The sequence below is a fragment of the Paenibacillus xylanilyticus genome, from assembly GCF_013359935.1.
GTDB lineage: Bacteria > Bacillota > Bacilli > Paenibacillales > Paenibacillaceae > Paenibacillus > Paenibacillus xylanilyticus.
Genome location: NZ_JABMCB010000206.1, coordinates 339977 through 358688 on the forward strand (window position 1 = coordinate 339977; position 18712 = coordinate 358688).

Here is an 18712-nt window from a genome sequence, read left to right on the forward strand (position 1 = left end):
AAAAATACCTGATTCTTAGGTTGGTAACGCTTAAGTGCTTGTGACATATAAGAAATAAAATTAGTTATATATTCCCGTAACCAATGACTTGAGTGAATTTAATAACATTTTATGTGAATTGGTGACTGGAAACGTAGACTTATCTGTTAATGAAACATGGAGTAACCGATAAGGTTTCGGTTTGCATGTTAATGCAAAAGACTGGTAATTTTAACTTTCTGTTATAATGGGGTTTGGATTGGAGTGAGAAATAATGACCAAGTTGAAGATGGCAGTTATAGGGTTAGGAAAAATGGGTTTACATATGATTCAACAAGCTAAGCAAGCAGAATTGGACGGAAGTATTGAGCTTATAGCTGTATGTGAGGCGAACGAGGAAACACTGAAGGCATTTGCCGAAGCTCGTCCGGAAACGAGCATATATAGCGATTATAAGCAGTTACTGGACGAACACAAAGTGGATCTGTTGTACATTGCCGTTCCGCCCAAATATCATTATCCTGTCGTCATGGAAGCCTTAAAACGGAAAATCCATGTGTTTTGTGAGAAGCCGCTGGCGAACAGTACAGAAGAAGCCCATGAGATGCTGGAGGCAGCGAAGCAGGCAGGTGTAGTTCATGCCATTCATTTCTCCATGCCTCATGAACCTTCCGTGTTGAAACTGCAAGAATTGGTGGGGCAGGAACGTATAGGTTCGATTCGCAAAATAGAGCTGATTTTGCAATTTCCCCAGTGGCCAAGGGCATGGCAGCAGAATTCATGGATTTCAAGCCGGGAACAGGGGGGCTTTATCCTTGAAGTGGGCATCCACTGGATTCACATGATCCAGCACGTGTTTGGTCCAATCACGGAGGTAAGCAGCCGGGTCCAGTATCCCGACGATGCGGAAGAATGTGAGCATGAGGTGCAGGCTGCCATGAAGCTGGAAGACGGAACCCGAATTCAGCTGAACGGGATATCGCATTTTGCAGGTGAGGAACGGGTATCCATGGTGGTTTACGGAACCAAAGGAACCATAGCCCTGGAGAATTGGGAAGAACTGATGATGGGGCCAGTTGGGCAGCCGCTTGTACCAGTAGAAGTGGATGAATCCATGGGGGAACTTCCTGTCCTCAAACATGTAATCGCTCGTATTCAGGATAAGCCGGCCAAAATATATGATTTTAACGATGGATATCGTGCACAATTGGTGCTTGAGGCTCTTCGTAATCCGCAGCCAACCGGAATGACGATGAAATTGTGAACTTGGCTCCTAAATACAACAGAAAATGAAGCAGTTACCTTAGGGGTAGCTGCTTCTCTTTGTTATCAAGACTTGAGATGATTACCTTAAGCCAGCTTAAATCGTTTCACCAATTCGTCCAGTGCATCCGACATTTGATTCAACTGTTTGGAAGTGTCACTCATTTCCTGCAGGGAGGCAAGCTGTTCTTCTGTCATGGCGGATACTTCCTCGGTGGCCGATGCGGTATCTTCTACAACGATGGATACTTCGTTAATCGAATTCATGACAGCCTCACTACCTGAAGTGAGCTCTTCAACCACGGCAGATACATCCATCATTTGACTGCTAAGGTCATGAATATGCTGCGTGATATTCGCAAAGGCATGACCGGCATCCTCAATGGTCCGCAATCCCTCGTTAACATGCGCCGTACTTTCATCCATAACATCAACCGTGCTATGTACACCTGCCACCACGGTTTCCAGAATGCTCGTAATTTCTTTGGCTGATGTGGCGCTCTGGTCGGCAAGGTTACGAATCTCGGCAGCGACAACTGCGAAACCGCGTCCATTTTCCCCAGCGCGTGCAGCCTCAATTCCTGCATTAAGTGCAAGCAGATTGGTTTGTCTCGCGATCCCTGACATGGCATCTGCAATGTTGATGACCTGATCGGACATTTTGGAAATGTCATTAATGGCTTCCTGCACAGACAGGAAGGATTGCTCAATAACTCCCATTTTGCCAACCGCATTGTCAATTCGCTGTTGTCCATCAAGCGCAATGGATTCGGTGCGTACCGCCCGTTCAGCCACATCTGCTGCGGATGCAGCCAACCGGCTAAGCCCAGTCTGGGATTGTTCCATGGCAGCCACCATCGTCTGGGTCAGTGCTACCTGATCATCTGCCCCTTCGGCTACACGCTCCATCGCTGCGGCTACTTCTTTTCCGGCCAGGTGATTGTCTGCCACACCTTTATCCATCCGGTCCGATGCTGTACTGAGAACTGTAGCATTACGTTGGATATCAAACATCATCTGTTGCAAACCCAATAACATCGTATTCGCAGCTTCGGCGAGTTCTCTCGTTTCGTCCTTCATAGGAGTGGCAATACGCAGGGTCAGATCTCCATTGGACGAACCGATATCATTCAGCGCATGGGTAACTGTACGAATGTTTTTGACAATGGCACGGGACAAAATTAGTGCAGCAAAGACTGAAATCAGGGCGACAAGGATGAGGGCACCATATAATTCCCAGTTCAAAATCATGTTTTTCTGTTTTAATGCTTCTGTACGTGTATCCGTTAAAGCCAGTTCGTTATTTCGAAAAGTGGCGAGAGAACTACGGATCTCGTCCATGTCTCTTTTGCCTGGATCCGTTGCAAAAAACTGCCGGATTGCATCGAGATCATTAGCCTGACGCAGAGCCACAACGGGCTCTCCAGCAACTTGAATCCAATGTTCCATGGAGCTTTGTATATCTTGCAGTAGTGTCAATTGCGCTGGATTATCGGAAATAAGCCCAGCTAACTGGTCCTTGAGCTTTACAAGCTGCTCTTTCCCATTCGTATAAGGCTCAAGATAACTTTCCTGTCCTGTGATAACGTATCCTCGTTGCCCCGTTTCCATATCCACCATGTTTTTTTCCAATTCATACGTCAGGGCGTGCACTTTCATGTCGTGATCCACCAGATAGTCAAGCTCCTGCTGAAGCTGACCAATACTATTCTGAATCAACAGGATGCTTCCTGCCAGTACGGCCAGTACGAACAAATAGCCCAGTCCGATTTTATAAAAAATTTTGAATGTTCTCCGTTTCTTCATGATTCCTTTTCCTCTCTTTTGGGTATATGTATTTGTCGAAAAAACTAGAAAAATGATGATTACAGGACTTATGGATTAGGAGTCTTAAGAACTATTTTTCGGTATTATACTTTAAGAAAGCATCTTTGTACATAGATTGTTTAATTTTTGTATAATCTCCGTATTGTGTTGTGAGACATTATCATTCAAACCTTTTACAGTGTTTGGTTTACACTGCCGAACGTTTTTGTTTATCATGGGAAGAGAATGATGCCGATTACATATTTCAATCCGAAAGGAACGAACCTTGGAAATGAGTAAAGAGACTGTATTGAAGAAACCGGAAGCGATGATTTTTGATATGGATGGAACGTTGTTTCAGACTGAGACCTTGCTGCTGCCGGCTTATCAAAAGCTGTTTGATACACTTCGTGCTGAAGGACACTTTGAAGGGGAGACACCTCCAGAGGAACGGATGCTGGGAAGTCTGGGCATGCTGCTTGAAGATATATGGAAAGTGGTCATGCCGGAAGCCTCTGAAGCGGCACATCGTCGTGCGGATGAATTGCTGCTTCAATTGGAGATCGAGGGACTCGATCAAGGGAGCTCACAGCTGTATCCGCATGTAAAAGAGACGCTGGAAGCATTGAAGGAGCAAGGTGTGAGGTTATTTGTAGCCAGTAACGGGCTGGAGGACTATGTCAAAGGGGTGGCGTTTGCCCATGAGATTATGCCTCTATTCGAAGGGGTATACAGTGCGGGACAATACAAGACACCTTCCAAGGTCAACCTGGTGCAGCTATTGCTCGAAAAACATCGGATTCAGGATGCCTGGATGGTTGGGGACCGTTCGTCCGATGTGGAAGCCGGAAAAATGAACGGTCAGACCGTTATTGGCTGTGCATATGCCGGCTTTGGTCGGGATGAAGAACTCGCCGGATCCGACGTATTAATCTCTGACTTTACGGAACTTACTCGGCTCTATCGGGAAGCAGACTAGTTCATTGCCAGATGGATTACTCTAAATCGCGAGTGAAAACGGAAAAGCCTTCATCTCCAGTGTCTGTCATGGGCCTGGAGATGAAGGCTTTTTATTTAGAATGAATATTCATTTGAGGCTTCAACAGAAGGCCCATGTTTTAAGTGGATCAGCTACTTTAATCTTGATTTTCGTGACCTTCGGGTTGCGGTTGATTTACCTCTTATAGGTTTAGGTTTGATAATCTTCTCTTTAATTGGAGTCCTTACGGTACGGTTGCGATACACCCATAGCGCATATTCCAACGGCTGAGTGATCGCTTTGTAATAAATATCCCGTTCGCCAATCCGTGCAAATACTTCACGTGCAGGTTTGGGATTCACTTCAAGCAGGAAGATGCGTCCATCCTTGTCGATCGCCAAATCCAGAGCAAGCTCACACAGATCGCCGTACGTATCTTCCAGAAATGAGGCCACTGAAATGCCGAATTTCTCTGCGGTAGCATTAATTTCTGTTCTCAGCTCTTCATCAGGAATCCATTGTTTCATCAGACGCTGCATGGCAACGGCCTGACCGCCGCCATGCAGATTCGAAGTCACACTTTTCTCTGCTCCCATACGTCCAGCACAACCGGTAAGCTCCCATTCTCCCTCGCCATTCTTCTGGACGAGCATGCGGTAATCATGTACACGCCCATTCGGAAGCTGGAGCTGGATGCCTTCCTGAACCAGGTATTTATCCTTCATGTTCCAATGCTGGAGCAGGGAACCAAGTCGTGATAAATGCACTTTGCGCGGAGTAATGATACGCCGTTTTTGGTCACGTCCCTGAACCAGGACCATGTTGGCTTCGCCACTGATTCGTTCGATCCGCAAGATACCACGTCCGCCTGTTCCGTTTATGGGCTTCAGATAGATCAACGAGGAGGCTTTAAGCATTCGATTGACATCAGACATGTCATGAAACAGAACGGTCTCTGGCAGATGTTCGTGAAAAGCGGATTGGGCTGAAAGGGTCTGATGTATGGTCCATTTATTGCGAAGCGGCCTGTTTAGGAAGAGCAGGTGACCATATTTTTCACGAAAGGCGAGCAGCTGCTGAAATCTGCGGTTTCGCTGTATGCGGCAGCGGTCAAAGATCAGATCCGGAAAGGAACGCCATTCCCTGGACCATCCCTTTTCCGAATGGAAGACCATGGCCTCGATCTGTTTGCCTCCGGGATGTACATCCGCAGGTGTGAACACATAGATGTCGAGTCCCCGCTTGCGTCCCTCGAGGATCATTCTGCGGTAGATGTTCCGTTCTTCCAAGGCGCGATGTTCGTTTAAGTACAACGTCATAATGCCTAGAACAGGTGAGGACACAAACAATCACCTTCTTTAGCTGTTATTCCTTTCCATTATCGTTTGGACTGGCGGGCAAGATAGGCACTGTATTGAAAAATGCGTTCCAATGATCTTTTCCGTATCTGGGGTTCATCGAATTTCATTGGTTTGGCATTGGCTTCGAAGAACCAGATCTCTCCCAGATCATCGATGCCCAGATCCATAGACATCTCGCCAAGCGTATGTCCGGAACCACGTTCAACCTGTCTTGCGATCATTAATGAAGTGGACTTGACTCTTTTCATGAGTGCTGCTGTTGTTTCTTCTCCGAACAGTTCTGTAAGAAGCTGCTCCGGATCCTCTACACTGCCTCCGCGTGGAACGTGGGTCGTAATGCTTCGCGAGCCAGCCAGTCTGGCACCGATACCTGTTACGCTCCACTGCCCTTTACCGTTCTTCTGCACAAGAACACGCAGATCGAAGGGACGTTTGCGGGAGGAAGCGAGTTCTATTCCTTGCTGCATGATATAAGGGGTATGACCCGTTTCTCTGCGAATTCGAGTCCACAACTTGGCAAGTGTAGCTGCCTTGTACGTGGTGCTCTTTCGGGAACTTTGTATCTTGAGCCGAAATGGAAGACGTTCCTTTTCCTGAAACTTCAACATCATGATGCCCTTGCCCGCCTTGCCGCTTTCCGGTTTCAGATACAAATAGGGAAATGTCCGCAGCACCATACCGAGAGTAGAGGCACTGCGCATCCGGCGTGTATGAGGGATCAGGCGCTGGGTGGATTTGGACTTTTTAAGCCATTCGAACAGGTCCCATTTATTGAAGAAAAAAGGGTTATACAGTTCGATCCCCGCTTGCTTGCATTCCTCGATTTTGCGCTGAACGGAAGGTTTTCGCTCATCCTCCCGGTAAGGGATGCGATTATACAGTACATGAGGGAGAGGGAAGGACTGCGAAGTCCATTTTCCACTCCCTTTGTTATACGTGTAGCCCATAACGGTTGGACCAGTCACATCCAAATCTCTTACAGTTACAATATACACCTGGTAACCCATGCTTTCGCCTGTCTGTATAATGTCCAGAAAATTTTGATGGTTTCCCCTGAATCCCCGCTGGTTATCGTGCATGGTCAACACGGCAATGACAGGTTTGAAATCATCATGAAGGCTCATCAAATGCCGTCCCTCTTCCGGAATTTGCTCAAATACAGGCAGTGTTCCAAAATGTGCTCCACTGACGATTTTCCCTCCACCCGGAGTGAAGGATGGCGGAAAATGGAGCGTCCGGGTTTGGCGTTCGCTTCGAACATCCATACATGTTCCTCCTGATCAATGCCCAGATCAAAGCCAATCTCACCAATCAGATGCTGGTGCTGGGTTTCAATCGCCTGGGCCAGTGTAATAGCGACGGTTTTGGCCTGCTGAAGCACTTCTCCCGCGCGGTCCCCAAAGTTGCGGCTGAGCGCCTGTTCGGGGGTCATCAGGGAGCCGCCGTTTTTAATGTGCGTTGTCACGCTGCCCCGACCAGCCTTTTTGGCGCCAATGCCGACGACGACCCATTGATTGTTACCATTTTTGTGCATGTGAAAACGAAAATCAATTGGACATTCGTCAATCTCAATCAGGCGGATTCCCTGCTGAACGACATATCCACGGAGCTGTTTGCCGTGTCTTCCCTGAAGCATGCGCATCAGGCTGTTGAATGAGCCGAAGCGCAGGAGGGCATTGCCGCCTTTTTTGCGGTAACGTGCGAAATATCCGCGTTTGGGCGAATAGGTCAAACGATAAATGCCGTTGCCGAGACTTCCAGCAGTAGGCTTATAGTATACAAACTGGTGTCGTTCCAGCATTTCTCTCATTTGATCCACGTTCGGATTGGTGATGGATTCGGGAATATACCGACCAGCATCAGGATCATTCTCGAGGAGGTGGTAGATATCCGACTTATTGAAAAAGCTCCAGTTGAAGAAGGGTATTTTGCGCCGGACAAACCGCTCCCGCAGTTGATTGATAGCAGGCGAGAAATCGGAACGGCGGCTGGGTAACCGATTGTAGACAACGTCCGGTAAGGGAACCGTTTTGCGAACAAAACTTCCGTTTTCGTTCAGAAAAAAACCGGATACTGTTTCATTCTGCCAGTTGATATCTCTCGGTGTGAACGCATATATATATGATTTGCGGCTTCCTTCGCGGAGCAATTGCTTGATAAACCCGGTACGGGAGCCAAACGGATTGGAGCTCGTCGCAGGTCCATCGGACAATACCCCGATCAGCGGTCCGAGCTGGACTTCATCATTTTGCAGATTGCGCAGATAGATGCTGCCCCGCTTGGGAACGTTCATCAGATTGCGTATGCCCGTGGCGAGATAGAGATGTTTCCCTGCCTTTTTGATCGGTTTGATGGTAGCAGGCACCCGGTCTCGCCCAAACCGCAGATGTATCGTTTTTTTGCCGGATAGATTCAGACTTTTCATTAATGCGTTGGATATATAAACCACTTTATCCGGTTGCTGCGTAAAATGCAGATTGCAAAAGGTCAAACTCATGATTTATCCTCCTATCCTGAAAAAATCCTTCGGCTCCATGGCAAGCGGGCGCTGCGGGCCTAGCCGCCGTGAATCGGGATGGGTTTCAGGCCAGCTGTGCTGGATGTATTCGGCATTTTCATTGGACGAACGACGTCCGAGAGAACATGTTGTTGCAGCAAATAACGTGCATAGGCAAGCGGCTGGGTGTAGGTCAGTGCCTGCATCTGTCGGTCACCTGCCTCTGCGAATGAAGAACGGCCCGGCTTCGAATTAACCTCCAGCAGCCAGAGGCGACCTTTTGAATCCACTCCGAAATCCAGTCCGAGTTCAGCAAGTCTGCCGAAATGACTCTCCAGCAATGGGGGAATCAGAGCAGCAGCCCGGCTGATCGATTCAAGAAGGGTTTCGGTACGAATGTCCCCGTATCGATTCAGCAGATAAGGGCGGGCAGGATGCGCTTTTCCCCCGCCGTGCAGATTGGAAGTGAGGGAACCTTCTGCGCCCTCACGCACCATACAGCCGGTCAAGGTCCATTGCCCATGTCCGTTTTTTTGAACCAGGGCCCGGATGTCAAATGGATGACGATCATGACTCAAATCCAGATATGGCTGCATGATCCATTGGCGATCGGCGATCTGGGATTCAAGCCAGGTCGAGAGCATATAACGAGTGTAAAATGTACGGTAAAAACGTTCGTTGTTCTTATCTCGGCCTTCCATAGTCCATGAGGACTTATCGTTTCCATGGGTGAGACGAAACGTTTCCTTGCCATGGGTCCCTGATACAGGCTTGAAGAAAAGCCCCTTAGGCCAACGTTGCAGCCATTGCTCCCATGCAGCATCAGGCTGAAGGAGAACGGTCGGGATGAGAAGTTTGCGCAACTGTGTTTCGCGAGACAATACCCGATGGACTTTCCATTTACCGGGCAAGGAGGCAGACCAATAAGGTCTTACGTGTGCACTACCGGATATAGTAAGCTCCCGAAGCTTCTGTCTCCATTTTCTTGGAAGTGGCAGCAGACACCGATCCATCAGCATCTGGACTCCGCGAATAGGTGAAGTTTCCCATAGCCCGTCACGGTAAATGTATCCTTTTTGAGGCAGAGGATCATCTCGGTCACTGGATATGGGCAGTACGATAATATTCAGGTCAAAATGATGGCTCTCCAAACTCAGGCGTCGGCAAAAGAGTTCATCCGAGAAGGGTGGTGCCCCTTCTGCTCCACGGACTAGTACCGCTAAGGTTTTTGATTGTGGCGATGATCGCATTGGAATGCACCTCCTGTATTGGACAACTCTTCAGAACCCCGCCAGATAGGTGGAGTATTCCAGCATGGATTTGACTGAGGGTCTAATTTTGCTCTCGCTCAGTGGCGTATTGTCATTCTTGGAAGGTTTTGAATTAACCTCCAGCAGCCAGACACGTCCAGTGGTGTCCATTGCGAGATCGATACCAAGTTCACCGAAATGGGCGGGTATGGCACTTTCAATCCCTTTGGCAATATCAAGCGCTGCCGTATGGAGCCCGGCATAAGCAGAGGCTTTGGCAGATGCCGGCAGCTGGGTTTTCGCCACAGCGTCCTTCACCGTACTGAGGCTTCCGCCGCGAGCCAGATTGGATACATAGTGGCTGCCTCCGGCAATGCGGGCCACAATGGAGGTGACACTCCATTTGCCGGTACGATTTTTTTGCACCAGAGCACGGAAGTCGACAGGCCGGCCGCCATTGTCGATGAGAGACAGACCTTGCTGGATCTGATAACGCGTCGTTTTCATTTTTCCGGACAGACTCGCATAGAGTTTATCCAGAGAAGCATACGTTTGTTTGCGGGTGCCTCCGACGCTTGTTGCAAGTGTAAGGAAACTACCGTCAATTTGACGGGAAACCCGGATGATCCCTTTGCCAAGTGAACCTCGCACAGGTTTGAGAAATACAACCGGATGCCGGGTGCACATCGTTTTGAGCGTGGCTGCTGACTTCAGCAGATGGGATTCGGGCAGGACCCTTTTGAGTGTTGTAATGGACTTCAAGGCATCAAACACTTCATTTTTGTCCAGGAATTTTTCATTAAAGGTTTGTGTGCCGTAGAGAGATTTTACTTCTTTCATGAAATGCTGTACGCTAGGTTTGTTCTCAAGCTTACGGGATGTCAGCCTGTTATTGACGACGTCTGCAATGGGCAGAACCGTCTTTTTCCAGCCGTCATCATACACCCAGCCCTGAATATGACCTGTTACCGCTCCGATATCCTCCGGTGTAAAAAAGGATACATAGGCGCCTCGCTTACGGCAGGCGTTCACCAGTTCATGACAGAACATCGTGATGGAGCCAAAGGGCCGATCGGGCTGATCGGGATAGTCCTGGCTTACCAGCACACTGATGAAGGGTCCGAGGCGCAGCGTACGGCTGGCTGAACGATAGGATACACTCAGGACCGAGCGGGGAACCAGGCCGGTCTTGCTGGCTACCGTCTGATTGATACGAAGACCGTCATACCTAGGAACCGGGATAACAGTGACTTCATGACGGTAAGAGCCGAATTGTAGCTGAAGCGGCCTTCCCGAAGGGATTTTAAGTGCTTTGAGCACCCCTTCGCCCAGCATGATGACGTCGTCCTGCAGGATGCCCGAGCCGGTAACCTGAATCGTTACTTTTTTAGTGGACATCACGGATCTCCTTCCGGGCGGCAACTTGATGTCTGATCTCGAAGTTGAACGGCATCTGAACATGGCATGTGCTTCATCATATGAGGACATATACCCCTTTGTGATTGACCCATTTGGATTAAATGCAATTGATTTGGCATCGTAATCGATGACCTGTCTGGGCCAGCCATTGTTTGACGGAAGAGAAATACGTGTATTAACACGGATGAACGTTACGACGAGAATGATGAAGAACTGAATGAATAGCAGCAGAACGATCCAATTTTTGAGGAGGAAATAATAGTGAACATTTATGACAAAGCCAATGATTTGGCCAAAGCACTGAGAGAAAGCAGCGAGGTGGAAGAAATTACTTCCGCGATGAAGCTGATTGAAGCTGATCCGGAGGCGAAGCGCATGCTGGACAGCTTCCGCGATCAACAGATGGAATTGCAACAGCGCATGATGAGTGGTGACATGCCTGCTCCGGACGAGATGGAGAAAATGGAGAAGCTGTTTGAGGTGCTGAGCCTGAATCTTAACATCCGTCGTCTGTTTGACGCCGAGCGTCGTCTGAGCGTTATCATTGAAGATGTGAACAAAATTATCGCAGACAGCCTGGGCCATCTGTATGGCGGCGCTGAAGCCTAGATCATTGTACAGGTTATTTGTCTAAACCTTTCATATTACATGGTTCCCGTTCATAGACTAGACATATAGAGTCGATCAAGAACGAAGGAGCTGTGAATGGTGAAAAGGTTAAAAAAGGCAAAACATGTGATCTATCTGCTGATCGCACTGGCCATGCTGGTGATCGCACTGCCGCGAATTTCATTCGCTGGTGGAATGGACTGGGTTAATATTTTTGGCATCGTATGGGTGCTGTTCTCACTATTAATCATTGGTGCACACCTTCATTTCATTCTCGGTGTAGATGAAGAGAAGAAGCGTGCACTGGAAGCTGTCCGGCGGGCCAAGCTGCGGCAATGGGAGATGAAGCTGGTGGACAAGCAGGAGCAGAGCAAGTCAGTATAAGGTTTGGATCACTGGCCAAGTCGAGATATGTAGACCGAATATCCTTCAACATAGAGGGTATTCGGTCTTTTTTTACGTAAATAAACGAAGAGTTGGGAATGGGGTTATTTTCCTCAGGCCGTGTTATAATAGATACAGAATAGTACAGATGCAACTCCGGGGGTGGTACAGATGGACGGACAGGAAGAAAACGTGACGAAGCACGAACAGCTGCTGCAACATATAGAGCAATTAAAAGTGGGAAGTAAAATATCGGTTCGCGGCCTTGCAAAAGAGCTTGGTGTAAGTGAGGGTACAGCTTATCGTGCCGTAAAAGAAGCAGAGAACTTTGGGCTGGTGGTGACCAAGGAACGGATTGGGACGGTGCGTATTGAGAAGAGGCCACGCGGCATGTCAGAACAACTGACCTTTGCCGATGTGGTTACCATCGTGGAAGGCCACGTACTCGGAGGTAGTGACGGCTTGGCCAAACCGCTCCATAAGTATGTGATTGGCGCGATGAAAGAGCAGGCCATGGCCCGTTATATTGATGCCGGAAGTTTATTGATTGTTGGTAACCGGGACAACGCTCATTCCCTTGCCCTTGAGCAGGGAGCAGGTGTGCTTATAACGGGTGGATTCGGCACAAGCCGTGAAGTCAGATTGCTGGCTGATGAACTAGGACTTCCGATTATTTCCTCCAGACATGATACGTTTACCGTGGCTTCCATGATTAACAGGGCGATCTTCGACCGACTGATCAAGAAAAAAATAATGCTTGTAGAGGACATCATCGGTCAGAAGCCGCGTCTTCAAGTACTTAAGGTAACCAGCTCTGCGGCTGATTTTCACAAGCTGGTATCCGAAACAGGAGAACATCGCTTCCCGGTGGTTGACGAATGGAATCGTGTTATCGGGATTGTCAGCCTGAAAGATGTGAGCGAGCTTCAGGAAGAGCAGAGCATTGAGAAATGCGTAGTACGCCGCCCGATCACGGCTTCACTGCAAACTTCGCTGGCTTCCGCTGCACAAATTATGACATGGGAAGGTATCGACTTTCTGCCCATCGTGGATCGGAATCGCAAATTGATTGCCTCGGTCACACGTAAGGAAGTGCTGCAGGCGATGCGTGACGCCCAGAAGCAGCCGCAGCTGGGAGAGACCTTTGATCATCTGATCTGGAACGGGTTTGCCGAGGAACGCAGTGAACAGAATGAACTGATGTTCCACGGGTTCATTATTCCGCAGATGGCGACAGACCTGGGCACGATCTCGGAAGGGGTGCTTCTGAATGTCATGACACAGGCAGGTCGGCGGGCAGCCTGGGACGTCACAGGGAATGATTATGTCGTGGATAATGTGACGACGTATTTTGTCCATCCGGTGCAGATTGAGGATCAGATCTTGGTTCGTCCGGTCATTCTGGAGACCAGCCGACGGACCTGCAAAATGGACATTGTCATTACCCGTGAAGGAAACGTGGTATGCAAAGCAGTAATGACGCTGCAGTCCATTGATCATGCTTAAATCAGATCATTGCTGTTACAATACGCATAAAAAAAGAGGATATCCTCCTGACGAGCATTTCGAACCGCTGTTCCACAGCCGGATTTCAGACATGCATCGATAAATGGGGATAACCTCTTTTTGCTGTAAATCCATTATTAAGTGTGCATCAGACCGACTGTCTGGATGTGCTGCCTGCCTGATCTCCACTGTGCTCCTGAAGACGGGCATAGTAACTGCGGTTGCGCAAACCGGCAAACAGATTGTAGGCACCGATAATCAGAAAGAGCGCTTCCACAACAATGGAAAGACTGGAGCCGGTGAAGACAAACATTAGGATTACGGACAGAACAACCAGCATGCCACCCATCCAGATGTTGGTCCACGAACGATAGAGACCGGCATCAGCGGCACTCGCGGCCCGATGTGAACGAATGCTGTTCAGAGCTGAACAGACCATGGCTATAGCAAAAATGGCGATTAGGGCATACTTGAGTACATCGATCAACACGAATCAGCAGCTCCTTTTCTGGAAAGCATTTACTGTCCTCATTGTACCACGTGGACAGAGGACAAGGGCAGTTTTTTCTAGCTGCTTCCCCGGGGTTAAGCGGGGACGTGCATCCGGATTTGTACCCAAACCTGAAGTACGCCTTCCATAACGAGCATCGTTTTAACCTGGACGGTGTATTCTTTTTCTCTTACACTGTAAACTTTCTGGTTTAGCATAATGCGTGTCATTTTGCTGTACTCATCAATATTAAATACATCACGCCCCCGCAGAACCTCCAGCTCATCTCCTAGCTTCTGCAGCATGATTTTTAGAGAAGCCTCGTCCGGACCTTTGTCCGACTCTTCGGCACGGACCTTGATTTCCTTGATGACAGTTTGCCGTTTACTGTATTTTTTCAGCGTTTTGATATCCTCCTCATTCTGATGCAGCTGAAGCTGCAATTCTTGATTGTTGAGCCACAGCTTGTTATAACTCAGGTGAAATATACCGTTATATACGATGCTTCCTGCAATCATTCCCAGGACAAAAACAGCGGTCATGCGCATAAGCGGGCGGTAGCGTGAAAATGGTGGGATCCTCATGGGCGCTGTCCCGGGTTCATATTAGCCCCGGCCTCCACCGCATACCCATTTTACGAGTTCGGTTCCCATGTGAGCTCCCATAAAGGCTGAGATCAGGTACAAAATCTGCTTGACCGCCGGAGACAGATTGCCGTCGAGGAAGTTGCTCTCAATGACACGCATGGGGTCAATGGTGCCACCCACCGCTGCTGCAAGCGCCCATATTTTTATTTTCCCGGAAATATCAAGCATCGTCTGAGTCGGAGGCTGGAGAGAGATAACGGCGCCGATTCCCCCGATCATCGCGCCGCCCAGCACGATTCCAAACGCAATAAAGAAATCAAGAATGGCTTTGGACAAAAATGTGCTCATCGGAAAACACCCCTTTCAGACCCAGCAGCACACCTCCTGTCAATGGTCCGAAACAGGGGGAGCGGCTTGTACTTCTATTGTATGGGCGTGCCCCCGGACGATATGATAAAATAGAATAATAAAGTCCCGTTTTACCTGATGAATTTTTATTCATTTATTGTATTCATATAGAAGAAAGATAGGCAGCAGATGGGCTCGCAAGACAGATGCTGCAGCTATCCGCGGCGAAAGGAAGAAACGAACATGAGTTCTTTTGTGCATTTGCACGTTCATAGTGAATATAGTTTGCTGGACGGCGCTGCGCGTATTCCGGATCTCGTGAACCAGGCCGCAGATCTTGGAATGACTACACTCGCATTGACCGATCACGGCGTCATGTATGGCGCCGTTCCCTTTTATAAAGCCTGTATCGAGCGGGGAATCAAGCCGATTATCGGATGTGAGGCTTACATGACCGCAGGGTCCCGGAAGGAACGGGGAAGCCGCAAGGATCAGCCGATTCATCACCTGATTTTGCTGGCCAAAAACATGACGGGTTACCGCAACCTGATGAAATTATGCTCCATTGGGCATCTGGAAGGTTTTCATTACAAGCCGCGTATCGATATGGAGAGCCTGGCCGCTCATCACGAGGGCATCATCTGTCTCAGTGCTTGTCTGGGAGGAGAAGTGCCCCAGCATTTGTTGCATGGTCGAGAGGAAGAGGCCCGGCGTGCAGCGCTGCGTTACAAACATATTTTTGGCCCTGATTTCTATCTGGAGCTTCAGGATCACGGTTTGGCAGAGCAAAAAAGAGTCAATCCCCAATTGATTCGTCTGGCTGAGGAACTGGATATTCCGCTTGTGGCGACAAATGATGTGCATTACCTGTCGGAAGCAGACGCCGAACTTCAGGATGTGTTGATCTGCATCGGTACCGGAAAAACCGTGGATGATGAGAGTCGACTTCGGATTGGGTCCAACCAGCTATATCTGAAAAGTGAGCAGGAGATGGCCCGCTTGTTCCCTCATGTGGAAGAGGCGTTGAAAAATACCGTTCGCATTGCTGATTCCTGCGAGCTGCAGCTGGAATTCGGCAAGTCGATTTTGCCGGAGTATAGACCGCTGCCCGAAGGGCAGAGTCCTTCAAACTACCTGCGACAGCTCTGTGAAGAAGGCATGAAAGACCGCTATGCGGTTACTGAACGTTGGACGGATTCGGAGCTCCGTGCCGAACTCGAACAGCGACTGAACTATGAGCTTCAGGTTATCGACAGTATGGGCTTCTCGGATTATTTCCTGATCGTATGGGATTTTATCGCTTATGCCCACAGGCAGGGAATCGTTACCGGTCCAGGCCGGGGTTCCTCGGCGGGAAGTCTCGTTGCCTACACACTGCGTATTACCGATGTCGATCCGATGAAATATAACCTGCTCTTTGAGCGGTTCCTGAATCCCGAACGTATTTCCATGCCGGATATTGATATCGACTTCAGCGATGAACGGCGGGATGAGGTTATTGATTATGTCGCAGACAAATACGGAAAAGCACACGTGGCACAGATTATCACCTTTGGTACAATGGCTGCGCGTGCAGCCGTGCGGGATGTTGGACGGGCACTGAATGTCCCTTATGGTGAGGTGGATAAAGCGGCGAAGCTGATTCCTGCACAGCTTGGAATCAACATACAACGTGCCATGGAAGCAGCGCCTGAACTGAAGGTTTTATATGAAACGAAGCCTAAAACCCGTGAATTGCTGGACATGGCCATGAAGGTAGAAGGCATGCCGCGTCATGCTTCCACGCATGCTGCGGGGGTCGTTATATCTCGCGATCCGCTGACTGATGCCGTTCCGCTTCAGGAAGGAAGCGAAGGAACCGCGTTAACCCAGTATTCCATGGAAAACCTGGAGTCGATTGGGCTGCTCAAAATGGACTTTCTCGGTTTGCGTACCCTCTCCATTATTGAGCGCTGCCTGCGCTGGATCGGGGATGAGGGTAAGGTTCCGGATTTCCGCAATATTGCGGATGATGATGCACTGACGTATGAGATGCTTGGCCGTGGTGACACGATGGGAGTATTCCAGCTGGAATCCGCAGGCATGCGGCGTGTATTGAAGGATCTGAAGCCAAGTGTATTTGAAGACATCATTTCCGTTCTCGCTTTGTATCGTCCAGGACCGATGGAATTTATATCCAAGTACATTCAGGGCAAGCATGGGCAGATTGAGGTCGATTATCCCCATGCTGATCTGGAATCCATTCTGAAGGATACGTATGGCATCATTGTATACCAGGAACAGATTATGCAGATCGCTTCTCGCATGGCGGGTTTCTCACTGGGTGAAGCGGATTTGCTGCGCCGAGCGGTCTCCAAGAAAAAACGGGAAGTGCTCGATCTGGAACGTGGACATTTTGTTCAGGGCAGTCTCAAACAAGGTTATAGTGAAGAAGAGGCAGACCTGGTCTACGACATGATTGTCAAATTCGCCAACTATGGGTTCCCGCGTGCCCATGCCGCGGCATATGGTGTATTGGCATTCCAGACGGCATACCTGAAGGCCCATTACCCGGTACATTTTATGGCTTCCATGCTGACTGCCGTTATGGGCAGTCACCGCAAAGTGGCGGAATACGTCGTGGAATGTCGGCGTATGGGGATTGAAGTATTACCGCCTGATGTGAACGAGAGTGGCATTCTGTTTACTCCGGTCTTCGCAATATCCGGCCAAGCGGAGAAGCATCAGTCTGACGAGTCCCGTGCGGATAAAGGGGATGGCACTGGGAATGAGGGCTATGACCATTCCGGTCCAGCTGACTATGGGGAAGCACCACTGCCGGATGACCCGGGTCCAATGCCCGAAGAGGGCGACCCTTCTTATGGCTGGGAGGCCGCGACCGTTATGCCTGAAGGCGGCATGCAGGATGAGGGGACTCATGGAGAAGGAAATGCATCGCCGGCAGCAGAACATTTGAACCGAAGTAATACGGGAGAGTCCGGTGCTTCTGACCAGATTCAGGCTGAGGCGTCTGCTTCCGGATCCATCCGTTTTGGACTTGCCGCTGTCAAGAACGTCGGCACACAAGCTATGGAAAGCATTATGGTTGTCCGGAAGGAGCGTCCATTCGACAGTCTGCTCGATTTTTGTCGCCGTGTTGATCTGCGTGTCTGCAACAAACGTGTCATTGAATCGCTGATCCAGGCTGGAGCTTTTGATACCTTGCCTGGTCACCGGGCACAACTGCTCGCGATGCTGGACGAAACGGTGGAGGCAGCTCTGAAGTGGCGCAAGGAGCGCGAGGATTTGCAAATTCAGCTGTTCGATTTTGTTGAAACACCGAACTGGGAGATTGAATATCCCCAGATCCCGGCTTATTCAGCCAGTCAGCAGCTGGAGCTTGAACGAGAACTGCTGGGCCTGTATCTCTCCGGTCATCCGTTGGATGACTATGAAGATGTGCTCGAATCAAGCGGAGCTGACCGGATTATGGAGCTGACGGAAGCGGCCGACGAGACGATGGCCGTCGCTGCCGGGATGGTGGTGTCCGTGAAGTCGATTACGACGAAACAGGGCAAGGCCATGGCGTTCATGGAGCTGGAAGACCAGATCGAACGCTGCGAAGTGGTTCTCTTTCCCGAAGTATGGCGGCGCAGCCAGCAGCATGTCGGGAAAGGCGAACTGCTCGTCGTGCGTGCCAAGGTGCAGCAGCAGGACGAAGGGTTTAAGCTGCTGGCTGAGGAAGTGGCGCCGCTCACACAGGCGGCACTGGAACAGCAGCTGCGCAGCCGCGAACGGCGCGGCAAGCCCGGCAGCGGGAGCCCTTCCCGCCCGGCAGCTCCGGCACGGCAGCCAGCCGGTGCGGGATCCGGAGCGCAGCACAGCAGCGCAGGCAGAGGCCCCGCAGCAGCGCGCAGCGGTGAAGGGACAGACAAGGCCGAGGTGGCGACAGGGTCATCGCCAGGCCGTTCCGCTGCTGCTGATGGAACAGAACAGAGCCGCCGGTCTCAGGCTGCTCAGCAGCGGGTGTTCGTGAAGATCACTCCTCAGTCCGAGAAGCCGGAACTGCTGGCACGCCTGAAACAGCTGTTACAGCAGCATCATGGACCGGTTGCAACGGTGCTCTTCTATGAGCAGCAGCAGAAGTTGCTTGCATTAAGTGATGCTTACCGGATTAAACCGTCACCAGCGCTGTTTTCTGAGATGGAACAGATGCTGGGCGAAGGTACGGTCAAAATTAAATAATGACTTGGTT

At 49.8% G+C, this 18712-nt stretch carries 15 protein-coding genes; 6 read left to right on the forward strand and 9 right to left on the reverse strand.

Annotated elements, in window-relative coordinates:
- Window positions 1-253: 253 nt before the first annotated feature.
- The gene (locus tag HP552_RS33435) at window positions 254-1243 is read left to right on the forward strand and encodes a Gfo/Idh/MocA family protein (protein WP_175399627.1); all 990 of its coding nucleotides are present in this window, start codon (window positions 254-256) and stop codon (window positions 1241-1243) included.
- Between the two features lie 86 nt (window positions 1244-1329).
- Here HP552_RS33435 and HP552_RS33440 read toward each other — a convergent pair whose 3' ends face one another.
- A complete protein-coding gene (locus HP552_RS33440) occupies window positions 1330-3048 on the reverse strand; it encodes a methyl-accepting chemotaxis protein (protein WP_175399628.1) in 1719 nt (572 codons plus the stop codon).
- 292 nt (window positions 3049-3340) lie between these two features.
- Here HP552_RS33440 and HP552_RS33445 point away from each other — a divergent pair, with 292 nt between their 5' ends.
- Window positions 3341-4027, forward strand: coding sequence for an HAD family hydrolase (locus tag HP552_RS33445; protein ID WP_175399629.1), 687 nt, complete (start codon window positions 3341-3343; stop codon window positions 4025-4027).
- Between the two features lie 152 nt (window positions 4028-4179).
- Here HP552_RS33445 and HP552_RS33450 read toward each other — a convergent pair whose 3' ends face one another.
- From HP552_RS33450 to HP552_RS33470, 5 genes are read right to left on the reverse strand one after another with little or no spacing between them, the layout of a single operon-like run.
- On the reverse strand, window positions 4180-5370 hold the full coding sequence (locus HP552_RS33450; RefSeq protein WP_175399630.1) for a YheC/YheD family endospore coat-associated protein: 1191 nt from the start codon (window positions 5368-5370) through the stop codon (window positions 4180-4182).
- A 35-nt stretch (window positions 5371-5405) separates the two neighbouring features.
- Window positions 5406-6512, reverse strand: coding sequence for a YheC/YheD family endospore coat-associated protein (locus HP552_RS33455; RefSeq protein WP_175399631.1), 1107 nt, complete (start codon window positions 6510-6512; stop codon window positions 5406-5408).
- Window positions 6512-7885 (reverse strand): YheC/YheD family endospore coat-associated protein, encoded by a 1374-nt coding sequence (locus tag HP552_RS33460; RefSeq protein ID WP_175399632.1) that lies wholly within the window; start codon window positions 7883-7885, stop codon window positions 6512-6514. Before HP552_RS33460 ends, HP552_RS33455 begins: the two co-directional genes overlap by 1 nt.
- 59 nt (window positions 7886-7944) lie before the next feature.
- Window positions 7945-9135, reverse strand: a complete 1191-nt coding sequence (locus HP552_RS33465; protein ID WP_175399633.1) for a YheC/YheD family protein — start codon at window positions 9133-9135, stop codon at window positions 7945-7947.
- 30 nt (window positions 9136-9165) lie between these two features.
- Window positions 9166-10533 carry a YheC/YheD family endospore coat-associated protein gene (locus HP552_RS33470; RefSeq protein ID WP_175399634.1) on the reverse strand — a complete coding sequence of 456 codons (1368 nt, stop codon included), beginning with the start codon at window positions 10531-10533 and terminating at the stop codon, window positions 9166-9168.
- A gap of 282 nt (window positions 10534-10815) precedes the next feature.
- Between HP552_RS33470 and HP552_RS33475 the strand changes: the two genes are divergently transcribed.
- The 3 genes from HP552_RS33475 (at window position 10816) to HP552_RS33485 (ending at window position 13053) form a co-directional block, all read left to right on the forward strand.
- Complete coding sequence (locus HP552_RS33475; protein WP_095288137.1) at window positions 10816-11163, forward strand: YlbF/YmcA family competence regulator; 348 nt, start codon at window positions 10816-10818, stop codon at window positions 11161-11163.
- Between the two features lie 96 nt (window positions 11164-11259).
- Window positions 11260-11547 carry a hypothetical protein gene (locus HP552_RS33480; protein WP_217506643.1) on the forward strand — a complete coding sequence of 96 codons (288 nt, stop codon included), beginning with the start codon at window positions 11260-11262 and terminating at the stop codon, window positions 11545-11547.
- A gap of 171 nt (window positions 11548-11718) precedes the next feature.
- Complete coding sequence (locus tag HP552_RS33485; RefSeq protein WP_175399635.1) at window positions 11719-13053, forward strand: DRTGG domain-containing protein; 1335 nt, start codon at window positions 11719-11721, stop codon at window positions 13051-13053.
- Window positions 13054-13201: 148 nt separating this feature from the next.
- On the opposite strand, the gene HP552_RS33490 is transcribed toward HP552_RS33485, so the two are convergent.
- The 3 genes from HP552_RS33490 to HP552_RS33500 all read right to left on the reverse strand — a co-directional run bounded on the left by HP552_RS33490 (window position 13202) and on the right by HP552_RS33500 (window position 14478).
- A complete protein-coding gene (locus HP552_RS33490) occupies window positions 13202-13543 on the reverse strand; it encodes a YtpI family protein (RefSeq protein WP_175399636.1) in 342 nt (113 codons plus the stop codon).
- Between the two features lie 95 nt (window positions 13544-13638).
- Window positions 13639-14127: a sporulation membrane protein YtrI gene (locus HP552_RS33495; protein WP_175399637.1), complete on the reverse strand. Its 489-nt coding sequence runs from the start codon at window positions 14125-14127 to the stop codon at window positions 13639-13641.
- Window positions 14128-14148: 21 nt separating this feature from the next.
- Complete coding sequence (locus tag HP552_RS33500) at window positions 14149-14478, reverse strand: YtrH family sporulation protein (RefSeq protein ID WP_090920214.1); 330 nt, start codon at window positions 14476-14478, stop codon at window positions 14149-14151.
- A 243-nt stretch (window positions 14479-14721) separates the two neighbouring features.
- Between HP552_RS33500 and HP552_RS33505 the strand changes: the two genes are divergently transcribed.
- Window positions 14722-18702 carry a DNA polymerase III subunit alpha gene (locus HP552_RS33505; protein ID WP_175399638.1) on the forward strand — a complete coding sequence of 1327 codons (3981 nt, stop codon included), beginning with the start codon at window positions 14722-14724 and terminating at the stop codon, window positions 18700-18702.
- Window positions 18703-18712 lie beyond the last annotated feature (10 nt).

Coding starts and splice junctions, on each gene's coding strand:
- HP552_RS33460 (WP_175399632.1), bottom strand. CDS start 7,885: ATGAGTTTGACCTTTTGCAATCTGCATTTTACGCAGCAACCGGATAAA.
- HP552_RS33440 (WP_175399628.1), bottom strand. CDS start 3,048: ATGAAGAAACGGAGAACATTCAAAATTTTTTATAAAATCGGACTGGGC.
- HP552_RS33465 (WP_175399633.1), bottom strand. CDS start 9,135: ATGCGATCATCGCCACAATCAAAAACCTTAGCGGTACTAGTCCGTGGA.
- HP552_RS33445 (WP_175399629.1), top strand. CDS start 3,341: ATGAGTAAAGAGACTGTATTGAAGAAACCGGAAGCGATGATTTTTGAT.
- HP552_RS33505 (WP_175399638.1), top strand. CDS start 14,722: ATGAGTTCTTTTGTGCATTTGCACGTTCATAGTGAATATAGTTTGCTG.
- HP552_RS33455 (WP_175399631.1), bottom strand. CDS start 6,512: ATGAGCCTTCATGATGATTTCAAACCTGTCATTGCCGTGTTGACCATG.
- HP552_RS33500 (WP_090920214.1), bottom strand. CDS start 14,478: ATGAGCACATTTTTGTCCAAAGCCATTCTTGATTTCTTTATTGCGTTT.
- HP552_RS33470 (WP_175399634.1), bottom strand. CDS start 10,533: ATGTCCACTAAAAAAGTAACGATTCAGGTTACCGGCTCGGGCATCCTG.
- HP552_RS33495 (WP_175399637.1), bottom strand. CDS start 14,127: ATGAGGATCCCACCATTTTCACGCTACCGCCCGCTTATGCGCATGACC.
- HP552_RS33485 (WP_175399635.1), top strand. CDS start 11,719: ATGGACGGACAGGAAGAAAACGTGACGAAGCACGAACAGCTGCTGCAA.
- HP552_RS33435 (WP_175399627.1), top strand. CDS start 254: ATGACCAAGTTGAAGATGGCAGTTATAGGGTTAGGAAAAATGGGTTTA.
- HP552_RS33480 (WP_217506643.1), top strand. CDS start 11,260: ATGGTGAAAAGGTTAAAAAAGGCAAAACATGTGATCTATCTGCTGATC.